A 24047-nucleotide genomic window follows, 5' to 3' on the forward strand; every position below is an offset into this window, starting at 1 on the left:
GGCCAGCTCCCACGCCCGGTGCGCCGAGAGATCGAGTTCGCCGAGGCCTCGGTAGCTGACGTCCACCCCGTCGCAGACGAAGGTCACGCACAGGTCCCGGGACAGGGAGATGGAGACGACGGTGTCACTGAATCCGTCGTCGCTGAGACCGCGACGACGGACCCACGTGGCGGGGCGCAGGGCCGGGAGGAGGGTGGACGGGGACAGGGGCGACATGGGCGATCCTCGGGTCGGGAGCTTCTTCCTTCACCACTGTTGGACTCCGGAAACCGCCCGGAGGTTCCCTGTCCCCCGAAAATTCCTAGAACGGGGGCTGCTCGTCCTCGCTGCCGTCCGCGCTCAGGCCGAGGACGGCGATGAGCTGGTCACCCGTCCAGATCTGCAGGTCCTGTCCCTTGGCGATGAGCTCCTCCGCCCGCTTCTCCTTGGACGTCTTCGTCGCCCAGGTGCCGGCCACGAGGATCGTGGTCTTCCGGGTGACGTTCTTCCCGATGTCCGCCCCCATGTCCGCGATCGCCGACCACAGCCGCCCTTTGTCGAAGGGCTCGAAGTCACCGGTCAGGGTGACGTGCTGGCCGAAGAGCGGACCCGTCGGATCCGCGTCCGGGTTGGGCTCGGGGATGACGTCCGGCGTGGCCACCGACTGCCAGGGGGCACGACGCGCGGGCTTCTGCGCCGGGGCCTGGGCGGGGACGGCCGGCAGGCCGGGACGCTGACGCAGGACCGGGTGGACCGCATCCTGCCGCAGGGTGCCGGTGAGGAAGCCGGAATCCTCCTGCAGTTCCCGGAAGGGACCCCGGTGATCCGCGCGCCGGGCCAGTTCCACGACGATGCCGGCCGCCGCGCGGGCGTCCTCGGTCGCGTCGTGGTGCCTGCCCAGCGGTACACCCAGACCGGCCGCCACCGTGGGCAGCCGGTGGTCGGGCAGACCGAGCTCGGCCGCCCGGGACAGCACCAGGGAACAGCCGAAGGTGAGCTCCGGGACCGGCAGGTCGGACGCCAGACAGGCACGACGCAGCGCCATCATGTCGAACTGGGCGTTGTGGGCGACCACCGGCAGATCACCGATGAACTCCACCAGACCGGGCAGCCGCTCCGCGAAGCCCGGCTGGTCCGCCACCATCTCCGGGGTGATGCCGTGGATGGCGACGTTGCCGTCCTCGAAACCCGCCAGCTCCGACGGGGGAGCGCACAACCACGACTCGGCCGCGACCTCCACGCCGTCGATGAACCGGACCACACCGATCTGGCAGATGGACCCCACGTCCGAATTGGCGGTCTCCACGTCGAATCCCACGAAGCTGAGCCCGGTGACCCCGCCGACGGAGGCGGTGGGGGCCTCACCCCGCAGAGCGGCCTCCACGTCGGCGATGAAGTCCTCGGCCGCCCGGTCCTGGCCGGGGGCGAAGGTCACCGTCGTGCCGGGGCCCTCGAGGAGGACCACGCCGACGTCGAGAAGCGTGGGCGGCGTGCACCGCACACCGGTGACCTCCGCCAACGGGACGGTGACCACGGTCTGCCCGGTGAGGGCGGCGGCCAGCGCCGACTGTTCGATGCGGATGCTCGTCTCGGTGACGCTGAGATGCGCGCCGTGGGCCGGGATCACTCGTCGACTCCGTTTCTTCGGGGGCTGGGTCAGGCCAGTCTACCCGGCTACGATCGGGGGGTATGAGCAGCCGCCAGCGTTCGTGGGCGCGCCGGTACGACCCCTTCGACCGGACCTGCCCCAGCCGCGACCTGCTCACTTCCGTGGGGGACAAATGGACGATCCTCATCATCCTCGCGCTGGAGCAACGGCCCCTGCGCTACGGACGCATCGAGCAGATCGTGGACGGCATCTCCCAGAAGATGCTCTCCCAACGCCTGCGCACCATGACCGGGGACGGCCTCATCGCACGCTGGGCCTACGAGGAGATCCCGCCGCGGGTCGAGTACGAACTCACCGACCTGGGCAGGAGCCTCCTGCCCGTGGCGCAGGCTCTCGTCGACTGGGTCGCGGACAACTACGCCACGGTGGAGGAACACCACCGCTGAACGGGGGGTCAGTGCTCCTCGTCGGTGTACTCGTCGCGGAGGGCGGCGCGACGCTTCGCGGCGAGCTGCTCCTCCTCGCTCATCTCGGAGAGGCTCGGCATGTCGACCACGGGCTCGTCCTCCGGCTCCTCCGGGGTCTCCTCCGGCTCCGCGTCGAGCTCCTCGACCGGCGGTTCGGTGGCCGTCTTCTCCGCGGTGGCCGCGGAGTCGGCGGTGACCTTGTCACCCACGACGCCGAGATCCTTCTCGCGCTCGGCCTCGTCGACGACCTCGAGGTCCTCGATCTCGTCCTCCTCGTCGAAGGCCGGGGGCTCGATCTGCTTGAGCACCATCGTCGCCCGGGCCGGGACCGTGATGGTGCCCTTCGCGTCGATGATGGACGCCTCGATCGGGTAACCGATGTCCTCGGTGGTGTCGACGAGCAGCTGCCAGCGGACACCCAGGGAGCGCGGCGGGAGGGTGAACTCGATCTCCTCGTAGTGCGCGTTGAACATCATGATGAACGAGTCGTCCACGATCTTCTGGCCGCGGGCGTCCGGCTCACTGATGGCGTTGCCGTTGAGGTAGACCATGAGCGCCTTACCGAAGGCGAAGTCCCAGTCGTCCTGGGTCATCAGCTTGCCGGAGGGCACCAGCCACGCGATGTCACGCTCACGGACGTCGGAACCCAGCGGGCCACCGGCGAGGAAGCGGCGACGACGGAACACCGGGTGACGGCGGCGGATGTTGAGCAGACGCTTGGTGAAGGCGTGCAGCGACGCGTTCTCCTCCAGCTGGTCCCAGTTCATCCACGCCAGCTCGTTGTCCTGGCAGTAGACGTTGTTGTTGCCCTCCTGGGTGCGCGCCATCTCATCACCGTGCGAGAGCATCGGGGTGCCCAGCGACAGGATGAGCGTGGTGAGGAAGTTGCGGCGCTGACGGGCACGCAGGGCCAGGATCTCCGGATCGTCGGTCGGACCCTCCACGCCGTGGTTCCACGAACGGTTGTGGGACTCACCGTCGCGGTTGCCCTCGCCGTTGGCCTCGTTGTACTTGTGGTTGTAGCTGACGAGGTCGTTGAGCGTGAAGCCGTCGTGCGCGGTGATGAAGTTGATCGACGCCGTGGGGCGACGGCCGTTGTTGGCGTAGAGGTCCGAGGAACCCGTCAGCCGGGAGGCGAACTCACCCAGGGTGGCGGGCTCGCCACGCCAGAAGTCACGGACGGTGTCGCGGTACTTGCCGTTCCACTCGGTCCACAGCGGCGGGAAGTTGCCCACCTGGTAGCCGTCGTGGCCGACGTCCCAGGGCTCGGCGATGAGCTTCGCCTGCGAGACGACCGGATCCTGCTGGACGAGGTCGAAGAACGTCGCCAGACGGTCGACGTCGTGGAGCTCACGGGCCAGGGTGGAGGCGAGGTCGAAGCGGAAGCCGTCGACGTGCATCTCGGTGATCCAGTAGCGCAGCGAATCCATGATGAGCTGCAGCGAGTGCGGGTCCCGCACGTTGAGGGAGTTGCCGGTGCCGGTGTAGTCCATGTAGTGGTACTTGTCACCGTCCACGAGGCGGTAGTACGCCTCGTTGTCGATGCCGCGGAACATGATCGTCGGGCCCAGGTGGTTGCCCTCGGCGGTGTGGTTGTACACCACGTCGAGGATGACCTCCATGCCGGCCTCGTGGTAGGCGCGGACCATGCCCTTGAACTCGGAGACGGCGCCGCCGGGCTTGCGGGCGGCGGCGTAGTCCTGGTGGGGGGCGAAGAAACCGAAGGTGTTGTAGCCCCAGTAGTTGCGCAGGCCGAGGTCGCGGAGACGGTCGTCCTGGAGGAACTGGTGCACCGGCATGAGCTCGATGGCGGTGACACCGAGATCCTTGAGGTAGGAGATGATCGACGGGTGCGCGAGACCCGCGTAGGTGCCGCGCAGGTTCGGCGGCACGTCCGGGTGCGTCATCGTCATGCCCTTGACGTGGGTCTCGTAGATGACGGTCTCGTAGTAGGGGATGCGGGGTGCGCGGTCGGAGCCCCAGTCGAAGAAGGGGTTGATGACCACGGACTTCATCGTGTGGCCGAGGGAGTCCTCCGTGTTGCGGCCGGACCCCGGCGGGTCGGCGAAGATGTCGTAGGAGAACAGGGAGGGGTCGCCGTCGAAGTCGCCGTCGAAGGCGCGGGCGTAGGGGTCGACGAGCAGCTTGTTGGGGTCACAGCGCTTGCCGTTGTGCGGGTCGTAGGGGCCGTGGACACGGTAGCCGTAGCGCTGTCCGGGCTGCACTCCGGGGAGGTAGCAGTGCCAGACGTTGGCGTCGACCTCCTCGAGGTTGATGCGGACTTCGTTGTCCTCCCGGTCGATCAGGCACAGTTCCACCTTCTCTGCAACATTCGAGAAGAGTGCGAAGTTGGTGCCTGCGCCGTCATAGGTGGAACCCAGGGGGTAGGGGTCACCCGGCCAGACCGTGTAATCATGGTCGGACTCAGTAGTCATATGGACAGATCATAATGTAGTGCGCCGCGATCCACTTGCTCACGCGCGGGCCGTGTCGAGCCCCGCGAGCATGAGTTCCACTCCCCGGTGGAAGTCGCCGGAGGCGTCACACGGCTTCTCGGCCCCCGTGTCCGCCGCGTGCTGCGCCCGTGCCTGTTCCAGGGCGGTCGCTCCGAGCACCAGGTGGAGGAGGGAGGCGGCGCCGACACGCCGCAGGTCGGCGTCCCCCTCAAGGGTTCCCGCCAACTGCTTCTCGACGACCTCCCGCGTCTCCGACTCCGGCTGCGAGAGGGCGGCGGCGACGAGTTCCGCGCCGTCGCGGCGCGAGAGCATCGACTCCCGCAGCAGCCCGGCGAGGGCCGGGGCGGTGCGCGGGGCGGCGTCGGTGAGCACCGGCGCCAGGATCTCCTCCGCGATGGCGGCGATGAGCTGCTGTTTGTTGGCGATGTGCCAGTAGAGTGCGCCCGGGGCGACACCGAGGGACGTGGCGACACGACGCATGGTCATGTCCGCCAGGCCGTACGTGTCCAGGATGGTGACGGCGGCGGTGACGATGGATTCGCGGGTCAACTGCACATCCTGGAGCCTACCTGGTGACCAAACTCCCAGGGTTCCTTCAGCCCGCGGGGTGCGGTGGTTGATATGGTGACCACTCGACGTACCCAAACCTTCCGGCAGGAGTTCCCAGCAGTGACTGTGAAGAAGACCATCGTGGCGCTCGCCCTCACCGTTCCCCTCATGTTCGTCGCGGCCTGCGGTGGCGGGGAGACGGCTGAGAGCACCGCCACCGGGGTGCCGACGGCGAACACCGTGACCTCCACCCGCACCACGGAGTCGACGACGTCGGTCACCTCCGAGGAGGAGTCCAGCAGCGAGGAGCCGACCTCCGAGGAGCCCACGGAGGAGCCGGTGGAGGAGCCCGCCGAGGAGCCGGCCCCGCCGGCCGTCGACCCGCTGCTCGACGAGCTCTACGAGGAGCCGGAGCCGGTCACCGGCGGCCACGCGGCGAGCGAGACGGACCGCGCCGAGATCGAGCAGCTGGTCCGGGGCATCTACGAGGTCGAGACCTTCCACCAGTTCCTCCGCTACGTCCCGGAGAACACCTGCAACGAGGCCGTCGCCGCCCAGGGCGGCCCGCAGGCCATGGACCTGGCCGGCATCCCCGACCAGCCGCTGCACCAGTGGGACGTCTACGCCGCCGCACAGCCGCACATCGCCTCCGTCGATGACATCCGCGTCGAGGGCAACCACGCCTCCGCCGTGGTCACCGCGGTCTCGGCCGGCCAGACGGAGACCCGTACCCAGCGCTACCTGCACGAGGACGGCCGCTGGAAGTTCTGCAACTGACGGTGAGGATCCCACGCACGGTGGGCACCGCCGCCGGGGTGGCGGCCGTGTCCCTCCTCATCCATTCCGTGGTCGGCGGCCTCTGGGGTCTGCTGCGGCCCGCGTACTCCGGCACCCTCGCGGAGGGCGGGCAGGTGATCATCGACGCCGCCGCCGGCAGTGTCGAGTTCATCTCCTTCGGCAGCTTCGTCGTCGCCACCGGCCTGCTCGCGACGCTCGTCTCCCTGAGCACCTACGTCCTGTCACCGGACACGCGCGGCCCGGCGATGCTCTGGTGGCTCATGGCGGTCGCGGCCCTCTCCGCCTTCTCCTTCCTGGCGGTGGGGACGGTGACCTCCGGCCTGCTCCACGACATCGGGGACCCCGACCTGCTGTCCCAGGGGGACCGCGTGAGCATGGTCCCGGGCCTCGACCCGGGCGTCGGGTGGCTGGTCGCCCCCTTCCTCGCCGCCCTCGCCTACTGGTGCTCCGCCCTCGTGACCCCGGAGACCGACACCCCGACCCTGCCGATACAGTGAGAGACATGACGCCGCCTGACACCCCCGCTTTCCCGACCGTCGAGATCGACCCGGAGGCCGTGGACCGACTCATCGCCACCGCGCTCGACGAGGATCTCACCTACGGTCCCGACATCACCAGCCGGGCCACCGTGCCCTCCGGACACCGTTCCGAGGCGCAGATCGTGTCCCGCCAGGCGGGCACCATCGCCGGACTCTTCGTCGTCGACCGGGTGCTGCGTCAGGTGGCCACCTCCGACTTCCGCGTCGAGGAGATCACCCCGGACGGCAGCCGCGTCGGCCCGGGGGACGTGGTCGCCCGCATCGAGGCCGGCACCCGTGACCTGCTCACCGCGGAGCGCACCCTGCTCAACCTGCTCACCCACCTCTCCGGCATCGCCTCGGCGACGGCCCGCTGGGTCGACGCGGTCGAGGGCACCGGCGCGCAGATCCGTGACTCCCGCAAGACCCTGCCCGGCCTGCGTCTGCTACAGAAGTACGCCGTGACCACCGGCGGGGGAGTCAACCACCGACTGGGCCTGGGCGACCGGGCGCTCATCAAGGACAACCACGTCGTCGCCGCCGGTGGCGTGCTCCCGGCGTTCCGCGCCGTGCGCGAGCAGTTCCCGGACAAATGGTGCGAGATCGAGGTCGACACCCTGGAACAGCTCGACGAGCTGCTGCCGGAGAAGCCGGACGAGATCCTGCTCGACAACTTCGAGCCGTGGATGGTGCAGACGGCGGTGCAGCGTCGTGACGCGGTCTCGCCCGACACCCTCCTCGAGGCCTCCGGTGGCCTCACCCTCGACGTCGCGGCCGACTACGCCCGCACCGGCGTCGACTACCTCGCTGTCGGGTCCCTGACCCACTCCGCGCCGGCACTCGACCTGGGGCTGGACTTCTAACTGGGCCACGCCACGGCGGACTCGCCCGTGGCGTCGGTGCTGATCTCGTCGATGGCGTGCAGCACCTGGTTGATGGCCACCGCCGTGTTGTGCTCCAGCTGGAGTTCCGTCATGCCCTCCCGGACGGGCGCGGTGAACTCGACGCGCACCTGCAGGCCGTCGTTGTCCTCGTGGCAGAAGGCCTTCGTGGTGATGGACGCCTCGTTCCAGTCGTTGCACAGCAGGAACATGCGCAGGAAATCGGCCTCCGGGTCGAGACCCGGGTCCCAGTGCCCCTTGATGAGGTAACTGGGCCCGTTGTCCAGGAAGAAGCCGAAGAGCACGTCATTGATCCAGGCGATGATGACGTCCTCGTCACCGTGGGTCTTCTCGATGCCGAGATTGCCCAGTGCCTCACGCACCCGCTCGAGGGTGACCCCCGTGGGCTCCCCCTCGGGGGCGTCGAACTCCTCACCGGGATCCCACCCGTGGTCGGTGCTCATGCTGGCGGAGTACTCCTCATGGGGGTCGGGTTCCTCGCCGGGTTCGATGTCCTCCCGGCTGCGGCGGTGGTCGAGGTCGCGGAGTCGCACGGTGTCGTCGTCAAGCTCATTGACGCTGACGTGGCGGTCACGGGGGAGCGGACCGTTGAGGGCGGCGGTGTCCTGCTTGCGGCGCCGCGCGGCGGTGTCCTCGGAGTCGGGCATGGCCAGCTCGGGGAAGTCCCCGATGAGATGGTCGACGGCCAGGCGGGCGGTCTCCATCGACAGGCGCACGAAGTCCGCGAGCTGCGCGTCGGTGATCCCCGTGTCGACGAGCATGCTGGAGCGGGCGTGGAGGCTCACCGCCGTGTCGTGCCCGACGCGCAGCGACAGGGTCGGGCCGAGGCGCTCATGGTTCCAGGCGGTGATGGTGCGGGCGAGGGCACCGGTGTGCTCCATGCCGATGGTGCTGCGCATGTCCATGTCGAAGACCAGCGCGCCGGGGCTGCGTTCGTCGAGGTAGGCGGTGACGATGTGGTCGTGCCAGGGGAACACCAGCCGGTCAGCGCCCACATAGGCGTGGAAACCGAAGGACTCGGCAGCGACGTAGACCTCGGTCAGCGTGACCATCAGGCTGACACCTCCTGCATTCTCCGGGCCGTGCTCGGGTGGTAGGCCCCTGACCTCTACAATAAGGCAACATAGACTCTGGCCCATCCGCTTTCATCCTGGCAGTTCGAGGAGAACCTTCACGATGCTCAACATCATCGACCTGCGCGGTCGTACCCCGTCCACCAGCGAACTGCGACGTGCCCTGCCGCGCGGTGGCACCGACGTCAACGCTGTTCTCCCGACCGTGGCGCCCATCGTCGAGGCGGTCCGTGAACGTGGTGCACAGGCGGCGCTCGAGTACAGCGCGAAGTTCGACGGCGTCACCCCGACCTCGGTGAAGGTGCCGGCGGAGCTTCTGCAGCGCGCCGTCGACACGCTCGACGAGGAGGTCATCACCGCCATGCGGGAGGCGATCTCCCGCGTGCGCAAGGTGCACGCCGACCAGAAGCCGGACCCCCACACCACGACCGTCGCGGAGGGCGCGACCGTGACCGAGGTGCACCTGCCCATCGACCGTGTCGGCCTCTACGTGCCGGGCGGCAAGGCCGTGTATCCGTCGAGCGTCATCATGAACGTCGTCCCCGCCCAGGAGGCCGGCTGCCGTTCCCTCGTCGTGGCGTCCCCGCCGCAGGCGGACCACGACGGCTGGCCGCACCCGACGATCCTCGCCGCCTGCCACCTGCTCGGTGTCGAGGAGGTGTGGGCCGTCGGCGGTGCCCAGGCCGTGGCGCTGCTGGCCTACGGTGATGATGAGACAGCACTCGAACCGGTCGACATCATCACCGGCCCGGGCAACATCTTCGTCACCGCCGCGAAGCGCCTGGTCAACGGTGTGGTCGGCATCGACGCGGAGGCGGGCCCCTCCGAGATCGCCATCCTCGCGGACTCCTCCGCGGACCCGGTCTACATCGCCTATGACCTCATCTCCCAGGCGGAGCACGACGACCTCGCGGCGTCGGTGCTCATCACGCACGATGAGGAGCTGGCGCGCGCCGTCGACAAGGAGATCGACGAGCGGTACACCGTCACCCGCAACGCCGAGCGCGTCGCCGGGGCACTGCGGGGACAGCAGTCCGGCATCGTGCTCGTCGACGACCTGGAGCAGGGCATCGCCGTCGCCGACGCCTACGCCGCCGAGCACCTGGAGATCCACACGGAGAATGCCCGCGAGGTGGCGGAGCGTATCCGTCACGCCGGCGCCATCTTCGTCGGCGCCTACTCGCCGGTGCCGCTGGGCGACTACGCCGCCGGTTCCAACCACGTCCTGCCGACCTCCGGCACGGCCCGGTTCTCCTCCGGACTGTCCACCCACACCTTCCTGCGGGAGGTCAACCTCATCGAGTACGACCGCACCGCACTGAAGGAGATCGGCCCGCACATCATCGCGCTGGCCGACGCCGAGGATCTGCCGGCCCACGGCGAGTCCATCCGTTCCCGCTTCGAGATTATGTAGGAGCCATGACCCGACTCTCTCTTGACCAGCTGCCCCTGCGCGAGGAACTGCGCGGCCAGTCGCCCTACGGCGCCCCGCAGCTCGACGTCCCCGTCCGCCTCAACACCAACGAGAACCCGTATGCGCCGTCCCAGGCGCTCGTCGACGATCTCGTGGAGACGGTGACCAAGGTCGCCGCCGACCTCAACCGCTACCCGGACCGCGACGCCGTCGAGCTGCGCACCCGCCTGGCGGAGTACGTCACGGAACAGACCGGCGTGGACGTCACCGTCGACCACCTGTGGGCCGCGAACGGCTCCAACGAGGTCCTCCAGCAGCTGCTGCAGGCCTTCGGCGGACCGGGCCGCAGGGCGCTGGGTTTCCAGCCCTCCTACTCGATGCACCCGATCCTGTCGGCCGGCACGCAGACGGAGTTCATCGACTGCCCGCGCGGCGCGGACTTCCGCATCGACATCGACGCGGCGCTGGCCGCCATCGCGGAGCACCGCCCGGACGTCATCTTCATCACCACCCCGAACAACCCGACGGGTGACGTCACCTCGCTCGAGGACATCCGCACGCTTCTCGACGCCGCCCCCGGCATCGTCATCGTCGACGAGGCCTACGGCGAGTTCTCGCCGTCCCCGTCGGCGACGACGCTGCTCGCCGAGTACCCGGCGAAGCTCGTCGTGTCCCGCACGATGTCCAAGGCCTTCGACTTCGCCGGCGGTCGCCTCGGGTATTTCGTCGCGGACCCCGCCTTCGTCGAGGCCGTCATGCTGGTGCGCCTGCCGTACCACCTGTCGATGCTCAGCCAGGCGGCGGCGACCGTCGCACTGCGGCACCGGGAGGACACGCTGGCGACCGTCGAGAAGCTCTCGCAGGAGCGCATCCGCGTGGTCGCCGCCCTGCAGGAACTGGGCTACGATGTCGTCCCCAGCGAATCCAACTTCGTGTTCTTCGGCACCTTCGCCGACCAGCAGGCGGCATGGCGGAAGTTCCTCGACGCGGATGTCCTCATCCGTGACGTCGGCGTCGCCGGCCACCTGCGCACCACCATCGGACTGCCCGCGGAGAACGACGCCTTCCTCCGCGCCGCAGCCGACATCATCAAGGAGATCAAGTGACTGACCGTATCGGAAGCGCGACCCGCACGACCTCCGAGTCCGACATCACCGTCGAGATCAACCTCGACGGTTCGGGCCGGGTCGACGTCGACACCGGCCTGCCGTTCTTCGACCACATGCTCACCGCGTTCGCCGTCCACGGTTCCTTCGACCTGAAGGTCCACGCCAAGGGTGACATCGAGATCGACGCACACCACACCGTCGAGGACACCGCCATCGTCATGGGACGCGCGCTTCTCGACGCCGTCGGCGACAAGGCCGGCATCCGTCGTTTCGGTTCCCGTCAGCTGCCGATGGACGAGACCCTCGTCGAGGCGGTGGTCGACATCTCCGGCCGTCCCTACTTCGTCATGCGCGGTGAGCCGGACCAGATGATCACCGCCGTGATCGGCGGGCACTACGCCACGGTGATCAACGAGCACTTCTTCGAGACCCTGGCACTCAACGCCCGCATCACCCTCCACGTCATCTGCCACCACGGCCGCGACCCGCACCACATCACCGAGGCCGAGTACAAGGCCGTCGCCCGTGCGCTGCGGGAGGCCGTCGAGAAGGATCCGCGCGTCGAGGGCGTGCCCTCCACCAAGGGAGCTCTGTAGAAAGTGCTCTCCATTGCTACGGTGGCACAGGAGAGCCAGGACGACAGTCTCTGGCTCGTGTACCTGATGTTCATCGTCGCCGGTCTCCTGGTCGGCGGCACCTGGTCCGCGCACCAGGCGGACAACAGGGGACTGGCGATATTCCTGGCACTGTGCGCCATCGTGTCGTTGGCGGGTGCCGTGTTCTGGATGATGGGAGCGATGGGCTAAGTGGCACAGGCGGGACTGACACGCGCGGAGATCGAGAACCTCGACAGCATGTGGAAGGCCCCCGGTTTCATACCCACCCTCATCGCGGTGTTCGCCGCGTTCGGTGCCTGGTCGCTGCTGCTGCCGGTGATCCCGCTGGCCGCGCTCGACCACGGCCACTCCGCCACCCTCGCCGGTGCCACCACCGGCGTGTTCATGGCCGCCACGGTGGCCACCCAGATCTTCACGCCCATGATGCTGCGGAGCATCGGGTACAACCCGGTGATGGTCGCCGCGGCGTTCATGCTCGGTGTGCCCGCACTCGGCCACCTGCTGGGCACGGACGCCTGGATCCTCCTGCTCTTCTCCGCCCTGCGCGGCGTCGGCTTCGGCGCCCTGACGGTGGCGGAGTCCGCGCTGATCGCCGAGATCGTGCCCGCCCGTTTCCTGGGCAAGGCCTCCGGCATGCTCGGCGTGTTCCTCGGCGTGGCCCAGATGATCGGGCTGCCCACGGGCCTGTGGCTGGCGGGGGAGTTCGGCTACCCGACGGTGTACGTCACCGCCGCGGTCGTGGCACTCGTCGCCGCGGTCATGTGTCTGCGGATCCCACGTATCCGCGCCCAGCGCCGCCCGAAGGACGCACCCGGCGGCGACGTGTCCATGTGGAAGCTCGTTGCCGTGCCCGCGGTGGCCGTCAACACCCTGGCCATGAGCTTCGGTGCCGTCTCCTCCTTCCTGCCGGCGGCGGTGCAGGACCTCGACCCGGTCACCGGGGCCGTCATCGGCGGTTTCATGCTCTCCATCATCGGCGGCGCGGCGATGGTGCTGCGCTACTTCTCCGGGGTGGTCGCTGACCGGGCGGGGCATGCCGGGGTGACCATGCTCCCCGGCCAGGCGATGGGCTTCGCGGGTGTCGCGCTCATGGCGCTGGTCATCGCCAACGGCTGGTCCGTGTGGTGGCTCGTGCTCGCGGGCGTGCTCTTCGGCGGCGGCTTCGGCATGGTGCAGAACGAGGCCCTGCTGGAGATGTTCCAGCGCCTGCCCCGCACCAAGGTCTCCGAGGCCTCCGCGGTGTGGAACATGTCCTACGACGCCGGCACGGGCATCGGCTCCGTGGTCCTCGGTTTCGTCGCGGCCCGGGCGGCCTACTCCGGGGCGTATGCGGTGGCGGCGGGACTGGTCGCGCTGGGCATCCTGGCCACCCTCGCCGACCGCTACCTGGGTGCCCACCGGGTCACCGACCACGACAACATCCGCACCCGCCTGCGCCAGATCCCGGTGCCCCGTCGTCCGCGGCGGCGGTAGCGGGGCAGGCTGACAGGGCAGGGGGACCCACCGACTACACTCACGGCCATGGCAAAAACCGTCGCCCTCCTCGACTACGGCTCCGGCAACCTCCGCTCCGCCCACCGGGCACTGGAGAAGGTCGGTGCCGATGTGACAGTCACCTCTGACCCCACCGTCGCTACCGGGGCGGACGGACTGCTCGTCCCCGGCGTCGGCGCCTTCGCCGCCTGCATGGCCGGACTCAACGCCGTCCACGGCCCCCGCATCATCGGCCAGCGCCTGGCCGGTGGCCGCCCGGTGCTGGGCATCTGCGTCGGCATGCAGATCCTCTTCGACGAGGGCCACGAACACGGCGTCCGGACCAGCGGCGCGGGGGAGTGGCCCGGCGTCGTCGAGCGTCTGCACGCGCAGATCCTCCCGCACATGGGCTGGAACACCGTCTCCCGTGCCCCCGGCTCGCAGATGTTCGCGCAGCTCTCCGACGAGGAGCGCTTCTACTTCGTCCACTCCTACGGCGTCCGCGACTGGACCCTGGAGACCGATGACCTGACCACCCCGCCGGCCGTCGCCTGGGCGGAGCACGAGGACGACCGTTTCGTCGCCGCCGTGGAGAACGGCCCGCTGTGGGCCACCCAGTTCCACCCCGAGAAGTCCGGCGACGCCGGGCTGCAGCTGCTGGCCAACTGGCTTGAGACCCTCTGATTCCCGATAGGATTGGCAACCATGAGCGATTTCACCCTTCTTCCCGCCGTCGACGTCGTCGACGGCCACGCCGTCCGCCTCGATCAGGGTGAGGCAGGCACCGAGAAGTCCTACGGTTCCCCGCTGGAGGCGGCCCTCGAGTGGCAGGCCCAGGGCGCGGAGTGGCTGCACTTCGTCGACCTCGACGCCGCCTTCGGCCGCGGCTCCAACCACGAGCTCATGGCGGAGATCACCCGTCAGCTCGACATCAAGGTGGAGCTGACCGGCGGCATCCGCGACGACGCCTCCCTCGAGCGGGCCCTGGCCACCGGCGCCACGCGCGTCAACATCGGCACCGCCGCGCTGGAGAAGCCGGAGTGGATCGCCCAGGTGCTCAGGTCCCACGGTGAGCAGGTCGCCGTCGACATCGCCGTCCGGGAGATCGACGGCGAGTGGCGCACCCGCGGCAACGGCTGGGTCTCCGACGGCGGTGACCTCTGGGAGGTCCTCGAGCGCCTCGACTCGGCCGGCTGCACCCGTTTCGTCGTCACGGACGTCTCCAAGGACGGCACCCTCGCGGGCCCGAACGTCCAGCTCCTGCGTGAGGTGGCCGCAGCCACCGACGCCAGGATCGTCGCCTCCGGTGGTATCTCGGTGCTTGACGACGTCATCGAGCTGGCGAAGTACACCGACGAGGGCATCGACTCTGCCATCATCGGCAAGGCACTGTACGAGAAGCGTTTCACGCTGCGTGAGGCGCTCGCGGCCGTCGAGAAGCTCTAGGCACATGGACGCCCGGGGACTGCTCGCCGTCGCGGAGGCGGTGTGCGACGACGCGGAGAGGATGTTCCTCGACGGGGTCGGCTCGGACCCGGCCGCGATGAAGAGCCCGGGCGACTTCGCCACGGAGGTGGACCTCGCGATCGAGGCCTACCTGCGGCAGACCCTCACCCAGTTCACCGGCATCCCGGTGCTCGGGGAGGAGGCCGGCGGCCGCTACAACCACGAGGCCGTGTGGGTCGTCGACCCGGTGGACGGCACCGCCAACTACGCCGCGGGCAACCCGATGTGCGCGATCCTCATCAGCCTGCTCGTCGAGGACCGGCCGGTCGTGGCGATCACCTCCATGCCGCTGCTCGGACGCCGGCTCACCGCCTACGAGGGGGGACCTGTCCGCCTCAACGGACAGCCGATCACCCCGCTGACCGAGGCCGACCAGCTCGTCGCCCAGGTGGGCTTCTCCTCGGTGGCCTCCCAGGTGCGTTCCCGGTTCCCCTCGCTGCTGCGGCAGGGCCTGCTGGCGGAACTGTCGGCGACGTACCTGCGCCCCCGGATCACCGGCTCGGTCGGCGTCGACCTGGCCTTCACCGCACAGGGCATCTTCGGCGGAGCCGTGAGCTTCTCCCCGCACGTGTGGGACAACGCGGCGGGCGTCATGCTCGTGCGCGCCAACGGGGGAGTGGTCACCGACATCGAGGGCAACGAGTGGACCCCGCGGTCGATCGGCGTTGTGGCGGGTACCGCGCGGGCGCACCAGGCGATCATGAGTACGATGGACGGGATCCTGAACTCATGAACTGAAAGGGGCGGATTCATGGCCGTCGCCATCCGCGTCATCCCCTGCCTGGACGTCGACAATGGTCGCGTGGTCAAGGGCGTCAACTTCGAGAACCTCCGGGACGCCGGTGACCCCGTCGAGCTGGCCGCCCGCTACAACGAGGAGGGCGCCGATGAACTCACCTTCCTCGACGTCTCCGCTTCCAGGGACGGCCGTGGCACCATGCTCGAGGTGGTCAGGAAGACCGCCGAGCAGATCTTCATCCCCCTGACCGTCGGCGGCGGCGTCCGCAGCGTGGAGGACGTCGACCAGCTGCTGCGTGCCGGCGCGGACAAGGTCTCTGTCAACACCTCCGCCATCGCCCGCCCCGAGCTGCTCCGCGAACTGGCCGACCGTTTCGGCTCCCAGTGCATCGTGCTGTCCGTCGACGCCCGCCGCGCCGCCGATCAGCCCTCCGGTTTCGAGGTGACCACCCACGGTGGCACGAAGTCCGCCGGTCTCGACGCCGTCGAGTGGGCGAAGAAGGGTGAGGAGCTCGGCGTCGGCGAGATCCTGCTCAACTCCATGGACGGGGACGGCACCAAGGACGGCTTCGACCTGGAGCTGCTGCGTCTGGTCCGCGAGGCCGTCTCCGTGCCGGTCATCGCCTCCGGCGGCGCAGGCAGGGCAGAGCACTTCCCGCCGGCCGTCGACGCCGGCGCCGACGCCGTGCTGGCCGCCACCATCTTCCACTTCGGTGAGGTCTCCATCGCCGAGGTCAAGGACGCCCTGGCCGCCGCCGGTCACGAGGTGCGTCGATGACCTCGGACAACCCTGCCGACCACACCCTCGACGCGGACATCGCCGCCCGCCTGAAGCTCAACGACCAGGGCCTCGTGCCCGCCATCGTGCAGGCCGACGGCACCGGCGAGGTCCTCATGATGGCGTGGATGGACACCCACGCGCTGGCCTACACCCTGGCCAGCCGCCGCGGCACCTACTACTCCCGCTCCCGCGACGAGTACTGGATCAAGGGCCTGACCTCCGGCCACACCCAGGAGGTCACCGGCGTGCGTCTCGACTGCGACGGCGACACCGTCCTGGTGACCGTGAAACAGGTCGGCGGTGCGTGCCACACCGGGGACCGCTCCTGCTTCGACGCGGATGAGCTGCTCTAGGAACACATGAAGAATCTGCACCGTCTGTCCGCCCTGCTGCTGGCTGTCGCCGCGGTCCTGCTGTGGGCGGCGTCCCGCATGTCGTGGATCACGGCCGACACCTTCGACGACAAGTCCGGCACCGCCGTCCACGAGGTCATCGGTGGGCTGTGGTCCACCGAGCAGACCGCCGTGGCACTGCTGCTGCTCGCCGGTTCACTGGCGGGTCTGGCGCTGCGTCGCGTGGGCCGTCGTCTGGTCGGTGTCGTCGCCGCCCTCGCCGGCATCGGCGTGAGCTGGGCGCCGTTGGGGCTGCTGGCCGGTGAGCCGGACCCGCAGCGCGTGCACCAGCTGCTGTCCACCGGCGACGAGGCCCGCATCTCCGCCTGGGCGGAGATCACCGCCCAGGGCGTCAACTCCGCGGGCCCCGCCCTGGCCATGGTCGGTGCCGCCGTCGCCCTGTTCGGCGGTGTGCTGCTGGCGATGCATCCGGGTCAGGACTCCGCGAAGCTCAACCGTTACGAGATCCGGCAGAACCGTGAGGCGAAGATCGTCCACGATCTCGAGGCCGAGCCGGACTCCGGGCGCGTCATGTGGGACGCCCTCGACGCCGACATCGACCCCACCGACCCGCAGAAGCCCTCCTGACCCTGATTTCTTCGTGAGCAAGGTCACGGGATACCCTGAGAGGGATCTCGATCGGAGGTGCGAATGAGCGCACGTGACCGGCTCATCGCCGGGGTCCTGGAGGAGGTCGCCGCACGCGAGGCCCTCCTGTCGTTCCAGGACATCAAGGCCCGCTCCCGCGACACCAGCCCGGCCCGCGACGGGTTGTCCGCGCTGCTGCGCACGGGGTGCAGCGTCATCGCCGAAATCAAGCGGGCGATGAACGGCAGGATGCTTCTCGACGCCACCGCCCCCATCACCGACCTCGCCCGCGACTTCGAGGAGGGCGGCGCCCACCTCATCGCCTGCCAGACTGAGCGCCTGCGTTTCCAGGGCTCGCTCCAGGACATGCTCGACGCCCGTGAGGCCGTCGAGCTGCCCATGTTCTGCCGGGACATCATCCTCGACCCGTACCAGATCCACGAGGCCCGCTGTTACGGCGCCGACCTCGTGCCCCTGCAGGTCGAACTGCTCGACCAGAACCGTCTCGTCTCCCTCCTCGACCGCATCGAGTCGCTCGGCATGACCGCCGTCCTCGAGGTGCGCAACCCCGCGGAGGCCGACCGCGCCATGGAGGCCGGCGCGCGGGTCGTCGCGGTCAACGCGCGCCCGCTGGTGGGCGGGGACGTCGACAAGAAGCTCTTCGCGGAGATCTCCCCGGGACTGCCCGAATCCACCGTGCGTATCGCCCTGTCCGGGGTGCATTCGCCACGGGACCTGCTCAACTACGCGGCCGCCGGGGCGGACGCCGTGGTCGTCGGTGAGGAACTCATGACCGCGGAGGATCCGCGCCGCCTGACCCGCACCCTGGTCGCCACGGGCCAGCACCCGTCCTGCCCTTCGCGCTGAGGACTCTGGCACACTGTCTTAACGTGCAGACCACTATCCTCGCGAACATCCCGTCCCCACCCCGGGGCGTCTGGTACCTGGGGCAGATCCCACTCCGGGCGTATGCGATATGCATCATGATCGGCATCCTCCTGGCGTTGTGGGTGACCCACCGCCGTTACGCCGCCCGTGGCGGCGACACCGACATGGTGTGGGACGCGGCGATCGTGGCCATCCCCGCCGGCATCATCGGCGGCCGCTTGTACCACGTGATCACGGACAGCGACAAGTACTTCTGCGACACCTGCAACCCGGCCGCCGCCCTCAACATCACCGCCGGCGGCCTGGGCATCTGGGGTGCGGTGGCACTCGGTGCGGTCGGCGTGGCGCTGCTGTTCCGCTGGAAGAAGGTCCCCCTGGCGCCCTTCGCCGACGCCGTGGCACCCGCCGTCATCCTCGGGCAGGCGATCGGCCGCCTGGGCAACTGGTTCAACCAGGAGATCTACGGCCGCCCCACCGACGTGCCGTGGGCGCTGGACATCTACTACCGCGTCGACGCCAACGGTGAGTTCGCCCCGCTGACGGGAACCTCGACCGGTGAGGTCATCACGTCCGTGCACCCGACGTTCCTCTACGAGCTGCTGTGGAATCTCCTCATCTTCGGGCTGCTCATCCTCATCGACCGCCGCTTCCGCATCGCACCGGGTGGACTGTTCGCCCTCTACGTCGCCGGTTACACGCTGGGCCGTTTCTGGATCGAGCTCATGCGCGACGATTCCGCCACGATGATCCTCGGCCAGCGGGTCAACACCTGGGTCTCCGCCGTGGTGTTCCTCGTCTCGATCGCGGTATTCGTGTGGTTGCAGCGACGTCAGCGGGCTGTTGTCCGAGAAACAGAGTAGGTTGGTAACCGTGTCTAGACGAACCAAGATTGTGTGCACCCTCGGTCCTGCCGTCGCCTCCAAGGACGCGATCACGCGTCTGGTGGAGGACGGCATGGACGTCGCCCGCCTGAACTTCTCCCACGGTGATCACCCCGATCACGAGCAGAACTACAAGTGGGTCCGGGAAGCCACCGATGAGACCGGCCGTGCCGTCGGCATCCTCGCTGACCTCCAGGGCCCGAAGATCCGCCTCGGTCGCTTCATCGACGGTGCCACCGTCTGGGAGACCGGTGAGGTCATCCGCATCACCGTGGACGATGTCGAGGGCACGCACGACCGCGTGTCCACCACCTACAAGAACCTCGCGCAGGACGCCAAGCCCGGCGACCGTCTGCTCGTCGACGACGGTAAGGTCGGCCTGACCTGCCTCGAGGTCGACGGCAACGACGTCGTCTGCGAGGTCACCGAGGGCGGCCCCGTCTCCAACAACAAGGGCGTCTCCCTCCCGGGCATGGACATCTCCGTGCCGGCGCTGTCGGAGAAGGACATCGCCGACCTCGAGTTCGCCCTCAAGCTGGGCGTCGACTTCATCGCCCTGTCCTTCGTCCGCTCCCCGGCTGACGTCGACCTCGTCCACGAGGTCATGGATCGCGTGGGCCGTCACGTGCCGGTCATCGCGAAGCTGGAGAAGCCGGAGGCCGTCCACGCCCTCGAGTCCATCGTCCTCGCCTTCGACGCCATCATGGTCGCCCGCGGTGACCTCGGCGTCGAGGTGCCGCTGGAGCAGGTCCCGCTGGTGCAGAAGCGGGCCATCCAGATCGCCCGCGAGAACGCGAAGCCGGTCATCGTCGCCACGCAGATGCTCGACTCCATGATCGAGAACTCCACCCCGACCCGCGCAGAGGCCTCCGACGTCGCCAACGCCGTCCTCGACGGCGCCGACGCGGTCATGCTCTCCGGTGAGACCTCCATCGGTGTGGACCCGCACAACGTCGTGCGCACCATGGCACGCATCGTCACCCAGGCCGAGACCGACGGCCATGTGCCGCCGCTGAGCCACGTCCCGCGCACCAAGCGTGGCGTCATCTCCTACTCGGCCCGTGACATCGCCGAGCGCCTCAACGCCCGCGCCCTGGTCTGCTTCACCACCTCCGGTGACACCGCCCGCCGCGTGGCCCGCCTGCATTCGCACCTGCCGCTGCTGGTGTTCACCCCGCACCCGGCGGTCCGCTCGCAGCTGGCGCTCACCTGGGGCGCGGAGACCTTCCTCTGCGCGCAGGCCCTGTCCACCGACGACATGATGGCCGAGCTGGACCGTTCCCTGCTCGCCATGGACGACTACCACCGCGACGACATGATGGTCGTCGTCGCCGGCACCCCGCCCGGGGTCTCCGGCAACACGAACATGATCCACGTCCACCTGCTGGGCGAGGACACCAGTTCCCCGACCGGGAAGTAACCGGACCTGAGAACAACAGAAGCGGCGGAGAGGATCATCCTCTCCGCCGCTTCAGCGTTGGTGGGTGGCTACTTCACCGGGGTCGGCTCCAGCTTCCACACCTCACGCGCGTAGTCGTTGATGGTGCGGTCGGAGGAGAAACGGCCCGAGGCGCAGATGTTCGCCCAGCACATGCGGGCCCAGTGCAGGCGGTCGGCGTAGTCGGCGGCCATGCGGTCACGGGTCTCGCGGTAGTCGGCGAAGTCACCGAGGACGTAGTACACGTCCGGGGTCTCCCAGCCGCCGCCGTCGAGAAGCGAGGAACGCAGGTCGTGGAACATGCCGGTGCCGTTGTCGTCCAGGTGGCCGTCGATGAGCGCATCGAGGGTGCGCTTGAGGCCCGGGACGGTCTCGTAGGCGTGCCACGGGTTGTAGGTGGCGCGCAGCTCCGGCAGCTCCTCCTCGCGGGCACCGAAGATGTAGGCGTTCTCGTCGCCCACGGAGTCGTGGATCTCGACGTTCGCGCCGTCCATCGTGCCGAGGGTGAGGGCACCGTTCATCATGAACTTCATGTTGCCGGTACCGGAGGCCTCCTTACCGGCGGTGGAGATCTGCTCGGAGACGTCGGTCGCCGGGATGATGCGCTCGGCGGGGGAGACGTTGTAGTTCTCCACGAAGACGACCTTGATCACGTCGTTGACCTCCGGGTCGTTGTTGACGACCTCGGCGATCTCGTTGATCAGCTTGATGATGCCCTTGGCGCGGTAGTAACCCGGGGCCGCCTTCGCACCGAAGATGAAGGTACGCGGCGGGACGTCCTTGAGGCCGTCCTCCTTGATGCGCAGGTACAGGTCCAGGATGTACAGGGCGTTGAGCAGCTGACGCTTGTACTCGTGGAGACGCTTGATCTGGGTGTCGTAGATCGAGTCCGGGTCGATCTCGATGCCCTGACGCTCCTTGATCCACTCGGCGAACTCGACCTTGTTGGCTGCCTTGATGTCGAGCAGCTCGTTCATCACGGCCTCATCGTCGGCGTAGTGCGCGATCTCCTTGAGCTTGTCCATGTCGGTGACCCACTCATCGGAACCCACCAGGCGGGTCAGCAGGTCGGACAGGCGCGGGTTGCACATCTTCAGCCAACGACGCGGGGTGACACCGTTGGTCTTGTTGTTGAACTTCTCCGGCCAGATGTCGTGCCAGTCGCCGAGGGTGTCACGCTTGATGATCTCGGTGTGCAGCGCGGCGACACCGTTGATGGAGTACGCGGCGTAGCAGGCGATCCAGGCCATGTGGACGTGACCGTCCTGGACCGGGGCCATGCGGGCGATGTGGTCCTCGTCGAGGCCACGGCCACGCAGATCCTCGCGGAAGCGTCGGTCGATCTCGACGGTGAGCTCCCAGATACGACCGAAGAGCTGCTGGAAGATGGAGACGTTCCACTGCTCGAGGGCCTCGACCAGCACGGTGTGGTTGGTGTAGGCGAAGGTCTCGGTGACGATCTTCCAGGCCGCCTCCCAGGTCATGTCGTGCTCGTCGAGCAGCAGACGCATGAGCTCCGGGATGGCGAGCACCGGGTGGGTGTCGTTCAGCTGGATGCAGTTGTACTCGGCGAAAGTCTCCAGATCGCCGTGGTTCTCCAGGTGGGACTCGATCATGGCCTGCAGGGAGGCGGACACGAAGAAGTACTGCTGGCGGACACGCAGGACCTTGCCGGCGTAGGTGGTGTCGTTCGGGTACAGGACACGGCAGAGGTCCATGACGGCCTCACGCTCCACGATGGCGTCGGTGAAACGCTGGGAGTTGAACGCGTCGTAGTCGAACTCCTCCATCGGCTCGGCCTTCCACAGGCGCAGGGTGCCGACGTTGTCGGTGCCGTAGCCGGTGATCGGCATGTCGTACGGCACCGCACGCACGGTCATGTCGTCGAAGTGGACGATGCGCGGCTGCTCCTCACGGCGGATGTAGAACGGGTAGCCGTTCTCCTTCCACGCGTCCGGGTGCTCGGTCTGGAAGCCGTTGTCGAAAGCCTGCTTGAACAGACCGTAGCGGTAGAGGATTCCGTAGCCGGTGACCGGCAGGTTCTGGGTGGTGGAGGAATCCAGGAAGCAGGCGGCGAGGCGGCCGAGGCCACCGTTGCCCAGGGCCGCGTCGTTCTCCGCCTCGAGGACGTCGCCCAGCTCATGGCCGAGCTCACGGACGGTCTCGGAGGCCTCCTCGACCATCTCGAGGTTGGTGAGGTTGTTCAGCAGCGCGCGGCCCATGAGGAACTCCGCCGAGAAGTAGTGCTGCTGGCGGCCGCCCGCGTAGGCCTTGGTGGTGGCCTCCCACTTGTCGGCGATCTGCTCCATCACACCGCGGGAGAGACCGAACCAGAACTTGTAGTCGGTGGCACTCTCCGGGGTCTCGCCGGATGCGGCGCGGACATGTCCGCCGACGGTCGAGTTCAGCGCGGGCAGGGTGTCACTCATGGGTTAGCTCCTGGGTTGTCGGGGTGGCAACAGGTGTAAGGGCTACCTTAAGTAGCCACTTGTCTCAGCATATAGGCACCCAGGGGGTTGTGCGCCTCAGTGACCCAGATAAGCGAGCACCCCCGCCGTGGCCGCCCGCGTGGTGGCGGAGACGGTGGGCCCGTACTCGGGGAGGAAGGTGTTCATGTGGTTGACGGGCACGTCCTCCTTGACCCGGTTCTCCGCCACCGCGCGGTCCCACAGGTCCTGCGGCGTGCAGCCCACGACCCAGTACAGATAGGGCACCCCGAAGGCCTTGGGGATGTTCGCGAAGTCCTCCGACACCGTCGTCCGCTGCGCGTCCACGGACTCCTTCCCGAAGACCTCGTCGAAGACCGGGCGGACCGTCCCGAAGACCTCCGGGCTGTTGTCCACGAGCTCGCCGTGGCCGAAGAACTCGAAGGTCGGTGCCTCCTCGCTTCCCGACGCCATGCACTCCGCCTCCACCACCCGGCGGATGGCGGCGTACACGCGACGCTTCGTGGTCTCACTGTAGAAACGGCAGTTGAGCACCAGCTCAGCGGAGGCGGGGATGATGTTGTTCGTCGTCCCCGAGTGCAGGGAACCCACGGAGATGACGGCGAAGTCATTGGGGTCCACCGCGCGGCCGACGATGCCCTGCAGGCGGATGATGACCATCGCCGCGATGTAGGTCGGGTCGATCGCGTTGTGCGGCATGGAACCGTGGGCGGAGCGTCCCGGGATGGTGATGCGGATCGAGTCGCAGGCGGCGAACTGGGGGCCGGCCATTGTCTGTACTTCTCCCGCACGGCCCGGCATGATGTGCTGCCCGAGGCACACGTCGGGGCGGGGGATGCGGGTGACGAGGCCGTCAGCGACCATCGCGGCCGCCCCCTCACCGGTCTCCTCGGCGGGCTGGAACAGGGCGATGAAGGTGCCGGACCAGGCGTCCCGGTGGGCGTCGAGAAGCGCGCACGTGCCCAGCAGGGCGGTGGTGTGCATGTCGTGTCCGCAGGCGTGCATCACACCCGTTCGGGTGCCGTCCGGGCCCGGACGCACGCGCGTGGAGGCGAAAGGCACGCCGGTCTTCTCCGTGATGGGCAGGGCATCGAAGTCGGCGCGGAACAGGGCGGTCGGGCCCTCCCCGTTGCGGAAGACGGCGACGATGCCGAAACCGCCGATGTGGGTGGTGACCTCGCAGTCGAAGTCCTCCAGTTTCGCCGCGATCTTCTCCGCCGTCTCGTGCTCGTGCCCGGACAGCTCCGGACGCTCGTGCAGGTCCTCGTAGAAGGACTGCTGCCAGCTGAGATCGACGTCGTGGTGGGCGAGGAGACGGGCGATGTCGCTCATGGGGGTGTTCGGAGACTCCTTTGAGGGGTGGGGCGGATGACTGGTGTCCAGAGTAGAGCAGGGGAGGGGGAGGGGTGTCGGAAAAGTGCGCA

General features: G+C 68.4%; 24 protein-coding genes and 1 pseudogene. 18 read left to right on the plus strand and 7 right to left on the minus strand.

Going from position 1 to position 24047, the window contains the following annotated elements; all coding sequences use genetic code 11:
* Both GXZ33_RS05380 and GXZ33_RS05385 read right to left on the minus strand, forming a co-directional pair.
* Positions 1-216 (minus strand): annotated as a pseudogene (locus GXZ33_RS05380) (hypothetical protein); the annotation flags it as partial.
* An 85-nt stretch (positions 217-301) separates the two neighbouring features.
* Complete coding sequence (locus GXZ33_RS05385; RefSeq protein ID WP_291339841.1) at positions 302-1606, minus strand: exonuclease domain-containing protein; 1305 nt, start codon at positions 1604-1606, stop codon at positions 302-304.
* A gap of 62 nt (positions 1607-1668) precedes the next feature.
* Here GXZ33_RS05385 and GXZ33_RS05390 point away from each other — a divergent pair, with 62 nt between their 5' ends.
* Entirely contained in the window at positions 1669-2034 is a 366-nt protein-coding gene (locus GXZ33_RS05390; RefSeq protein ID WP_291339842.1) for a helix-turn-helix domain-containing protein, read from the plus strand.
* Between the two features lie 8 nt (positions 2035-2042).
* Here the strand turns inward: GXZ33_RS05390 and glgX are convergent, their stop codons facing one another.
* Both glgX and GXZ33_RS05400 read right to left on the minus strand, forming a co-directional pair.
* Positions 2043-4490 (minus strand): glycogen debranching protein GlgX, encoded by a 2448-nt coding sequence (glgX, locus tag GXZ33_RS05395; RefSeq protein WP_291339843.1) that lies wholly within the window; start codon positions 4488-4490, stop codon positions 2043-2045.
* A 39-nt stretch (positions 4491-4529) separates the two neighbouring features.
* Positions 4530-5066, minus strand: coding sequence for a TetR family transcriptional regulator (locus GXZ33_RS05400; RefSeq protein WP_291339844.1), 537 nt, complete (start codon positions 5064-5066; stop codon positions 4530-4532).
* Between the two features lie 114 nt (positions 5067-5180).
* Between GXZ33_RS05400 and GXZ33_RS05405 the strand changes: the two genes are divergently transcribed.
* From GXZ33_RS05405 to nadC, 3 genes are read left to right on the plus strand one after another with little or no spacing between them, the layout of a single operon-like run.
* On the plus strand, positions 5181-5837 hold the full coding sequence (locus tag GXZ33_RS05405; RefSeq protein WP_291339845.1) for a hypothetical protein: 657 nt from the start codon (positions 5181-5183) through the stop codon (positions 5835-5837).
* A 2-nt stretch (positions 5838-5839) separates the two neighbouring features.
* Positions 5840-6355, plus strand: a complete 516-nt coding sequence (locus GXZ33_RS05410) for a hypothetical protein (RefSeq protein WP_291339846.1) — start codon at positions 5840-5842, stop codon at positions 6353-6355.
* Positions 6356-6360: 5 nt separating this feature from the next.
* Complete coding sequence (nadC, locus tag GXZ33_RS05415) at positions 6361-7239, plus strand: carboxylating nicotinate-nucleotide diphosphorylase (RefSeq protein WP_291339847.1); 879 nt, start codon at positions 6361-6363, stop codon at positions 7237-7239.
* Here nadC and GXZ33_RS05420 read toward each other — a convergent pair.
* Complete coding sequence (locus GXZ33_RS05420; protein ID WP_291339848.1) at positions 7236-8330, minus strand: YbjN domain-containing protein; 1095 nt, start codon at positions 8328-8330, stop codon at positions 7236-7238. The two genes, nadC and GXZ33_RS05420, sit on opposite strands and share 4 nt — an antisense overlap.
* 124 nt (positions 8331-8454) lie before the next feature.
* Between GXZ33_RS05420 and hisD the strand changes: the two genes are divergently transcribed.
* The 14 genes from hisD to pyk all read left to right on the plus strand — a co-directional run bounded on the left by hisD (position 8455) and on the right by pyk (position 20158).
* Positions 8455-9765, plus strand: coding sequence for a histidinol dehydrogenase (gene hisD / locus GXZ33_RS05425; RefSeq protein ID WP_291339849.1), 1311 nt, complete (start codon positions 8455-8457; stop codon positions 9763-9765).
* A 5-nt stretch (positions 9766-9770) separates the two neighbouring features.
* The gene (locus GXZ33_RS05430; RefSeq protein ID WP_291339850.1) at positions 9771-10871 is read left to right on the plus strand and encodes a histidinol-phosphate transaminase; all 1101 of its coding nucleotides are present in this window, start codon (positions 9771-9773) and stop codon (positions 10869-10871) included.
* Positions 10868-11470, plus strand: coding sequence for an imidazoleglycerol-phosphate dehydratase HisB (gene hisB / locus GXZ33_RS05435; protein WP_291339851.1), 603 nt, complete (start codon positions 10868-10870; stop codon positions 11468-11470). Before GXZ33_RS05430 ends, hisB begins: the two co-directional genes overlap by 4 nt.
* 3 nt (positions 11471-11473) lie before the next feature.
* Positions 11474-11680, plus strand: a complete 207-nt coding sequence (locus GXZ33_RS05440; RefSeq protein ID WP_291339852.1) for a hypothetical protein — start codon at positions 11474-11476, stop codon at positions 11678-11680.
* A 48-nt stretch (positions 11681-11728) separates the two neighbouring features.
* Positions 11729-12964, plus strand: a complete 1236-nt coding sequence (locus GXZ33_RS05445) for an MFS transporter (protein WP_291339879.1) — start codon at positions 11729-11731, stop codon at positions 12962-12964.
* Positions 12965-13012: 48 nt separating this feature from the next.
* Complete coding sequence (hisH, locus tag GXZ33_RS05450) at positions 13013-13648, plus strand: imidazole glycerol phosphate synthase subunit HisH (RefSeq protein ID WP_291339853.1); 636 nt, start codon at positions 13013-13015, stop codon at positions 13646-13648.
* Between the two features lie 21 nt (positions 13649-13669).
* Complete coding sequence (gene priA / locus GXZ33_RS05455) at positions 13670-14410, plus strand: bifunctional 1-(5-phosphoribosyl)-5-((5-phosphoribosylamino)methylideneamino)imidazole-4-carboxamide isomerase/phosphoribosylanthranilate isomerase PriA (protein WP_291339854.1); 741 nt, start codon at positions 13670-13672, stop codon at positions 14408-14410.
* Between the two features lie 4 nt (positions 14411-14414).
* Entirely contained in the window at positions 14415-15203 is a 789-nt protein-coding gene (locus tag GXZ33_RS05460) for an inositol monophosphatase (protein WP_291339855.1), read from the plus strand.
* An 18-nt stretch (positions 15204-15221) separates the two neighbouring features.
* On the plus strand, positions 15222-15986 hold the full coding sequence (hisF, locus tag GXZ33_RS05465; RefSeq protein WP_291339856.1) for an imidazole glycerol phosphate synthase subunit HisF: 765 nt from the start codon (positions 15222-15224) through the stop codon (positions 15984-15986).
* Positions 15983-16342 carry a phosphoribosyl-AMP cyclohydrolase gene (hisI, locus tag GXZ33_RS05470; RefSeq protein WP_291339857.1) on the plus strand — a complete coding sequence of 120 codons (360 nt, stop codon included), beginning with the start codon at positions 15983-15985 and terminating at the stop codon, positions 16340-16342. Before hisF ends, hisI begins: the two co-directional genes overlap by 4 nt.
* A gap of 6 nt (positions 16343-16348) precedes the next feature.
* Positions 16349-16969 carry a TIGR02234 family membrane protein gene (locus tag GXZ33_RS05475; RefSeq protein WP_291339858.1) on the plus strand — a complete coding sequence of 207 codons (621 nt, stop codon included), beginning with the start codon at positions 16349-16351 and terminating at the stop codon, positions 16967-16969.
* 63 nt (positions 16970-17032) lie between these two features.
* Positions 17033-17836 (plus strand): indole-3-glycerol phosphate synthase TrpC, encoded by an 804-nt coding sequence (locus GXZ33_RS05480; RefSeq protein WP_291339859.1) that lies wholly within the window; start codon positions 17033-17035, stop codon positions 17834-17836.
* Positions 17837-17859: 23 nt separating this feature from the next.
* Entirely contained in the window at positions 17860-18717 is an 858-nt protein-coding gene (lgt, locus tag GXZ33_RS05485; RefSeq protein WP_291339860.1) for a prolipoprotein diacylglyceryl transferase, read from the plus strand.
* 10 nt (positions 18718-18727) lie between these two features.
* Positions 18728-20158 (plus strand): pyruvate kinase, encoded by a 1431-nt coding sequence (pyk, locus tag GXZ33_RS05490; protein ID WP_291339861.1) that lies wholly within the window; start codon positions 18728-18730, stop codon positions 20156-20158.
* Between the two features lie 68 nt (positions 20159-20226).
* Here the strand turns inward: pyk and GXZ33_RS05495 are convergent, their stop codons facing one another.
* Together GXZ33_RS05495 and GXZ33_RS05500 are read right to left on the minus strand one after the other, a co-directional pair.
* The gene (locus GXZ33_RS05495; RefSeq protein WP_291339862.1) at positions 20227-22605 is read right to left on the minus strand and encodes a glycogen/starch/alpha-glucan phosphorylase; all 2379 of its coding nucleotides are present in this window, start codon (positions 22603-22605) and stop codon (positions 20227-20229) included.
* Between the two features lie 96 nt (positions 22606-22701).
* Positions 22702-23955 (minus strand): amidohydrolase, encoded by a 1254-nt coding sequence (locus tag GXZ33_RS05500; RefSeq protein WP_291339863.1) that lies wholly within the window; start codon positions 23953-23955, stop codon positions 22702-22704.
* Positions 23956-24047 lie beyond the last annotated feature (92 nt).

Source organism: Corynebacterium sp. (assembly GCF_012838985.1).
GTDB lineage: Bacteria > Actinomycetota > Actinomycetes > Mycobacteriales > Mycobacteriaceae > Corynebacterium.

Coding starts and splice junctions, on each gene's coding strand:
- GXZ33_RS05390 (WP_291339842.1), top strand. CDS start 1,669: ATGAGCAGCCGCCAGCGTTCGTGGGCGCGCCGGTACGACCCCTTCGAC.
- glgX (WP_291339843.1), bottom strand. CDS start 4,490: ATGACTACTGAGTCCGACCATGATTACACGGTCTGGCCGGGTGACCCC.
- nadC (WP_291339847.1), top strand. CDS start 6,361: ATGACGCCGCCTGACACCCCCGCTTTCCCGACCGTCGAGATCGACCCG.
- GXZ33_RS05420 (WP_291339848.1), bottom strand. CDS start 8,330: ATGGTCACGCTGACCGAGGTCTACGTCGCTGCCGAGTCCTTCGGTTTC.
- hisD (WP_291339849.1), top strand. CDS start 8,455: ATGCTCAACATCATCGACCTGCGCGGTCGTACCCCGTCCACCAGCGAA.
- GXZ33_RS05430 (WP_291339850.1), top strand. CDS start 9,771: ATGACCCGACTCTCTCTTGACCAGCTGCCCCTGCGCGAGGAACTGCGC.
- GXZ33_RS05445 (WP_291339879.1), top strand. CDS start 11,729: ATGTGGAAGGCCCCCGGTTTCATACCCACCCTCATCGCGGTGTTCGCC.
- hisH (WP_291339853.1), top strand. CDS start 13,013: ATGGCAAAAACCGTCGCCCTCCTCGACTACGGCTCCGGCAACCTCCGC.
- priA (WP_291339854.1), top strand. CDS start 13,670: ATGAGCGATTTCACCCTTCTTCCCGCCGTCGACGTCGTCGACGGCCAC.
- GXZ33_RS05460 (WP_291339855.1), top strand. CDS start 14,415: ATGGACGCCCGGGGACTGCTCGCCGTCGCGGAGGCGGTGTGCGACGAC.
- hisF (WP_291339856.1), top strand. CDS start 15,222: ATGGCCGTCGCCATCCGCGTCATCCCCTGCCTGGACGTCGACAATGGT.
- hisI (WP_291339857.1), top strand. CDS start 15,983: ATGACCTCGGACAACCCTGCCGACCACACCCTCGACGCGGACATCGCC.
- GXZ33_RS05475 (WP_291339858.1), top strand. CDS start 16,349: ATGAAGAATCTGCACCGTCTGTCCGCCCTGCTGCTGGCTGTCGCCGCG.
- GXZ33_RS05480 (WP_291339859.1), top strand. CDS start 17,033: ATGAGCGCACGTGACCGGCTCATCGCCGGGGTCCTGGAGGAGGTCGCC.
- GXZ33_RS05495 (WP_291339862.1), bottom strand. CDS start 22,605: ATGAGTGACACCCTGCCCGCGCTGAACTCGACCGTCGGCGGACATGTC.
- GXZ33_RS05500 (WP_291339863.1), bottom strand. CDS start 23,955: ATGAGCGACATCGCCCGTCTCCTCGCCCACCACGACGTCGATCTCAGC.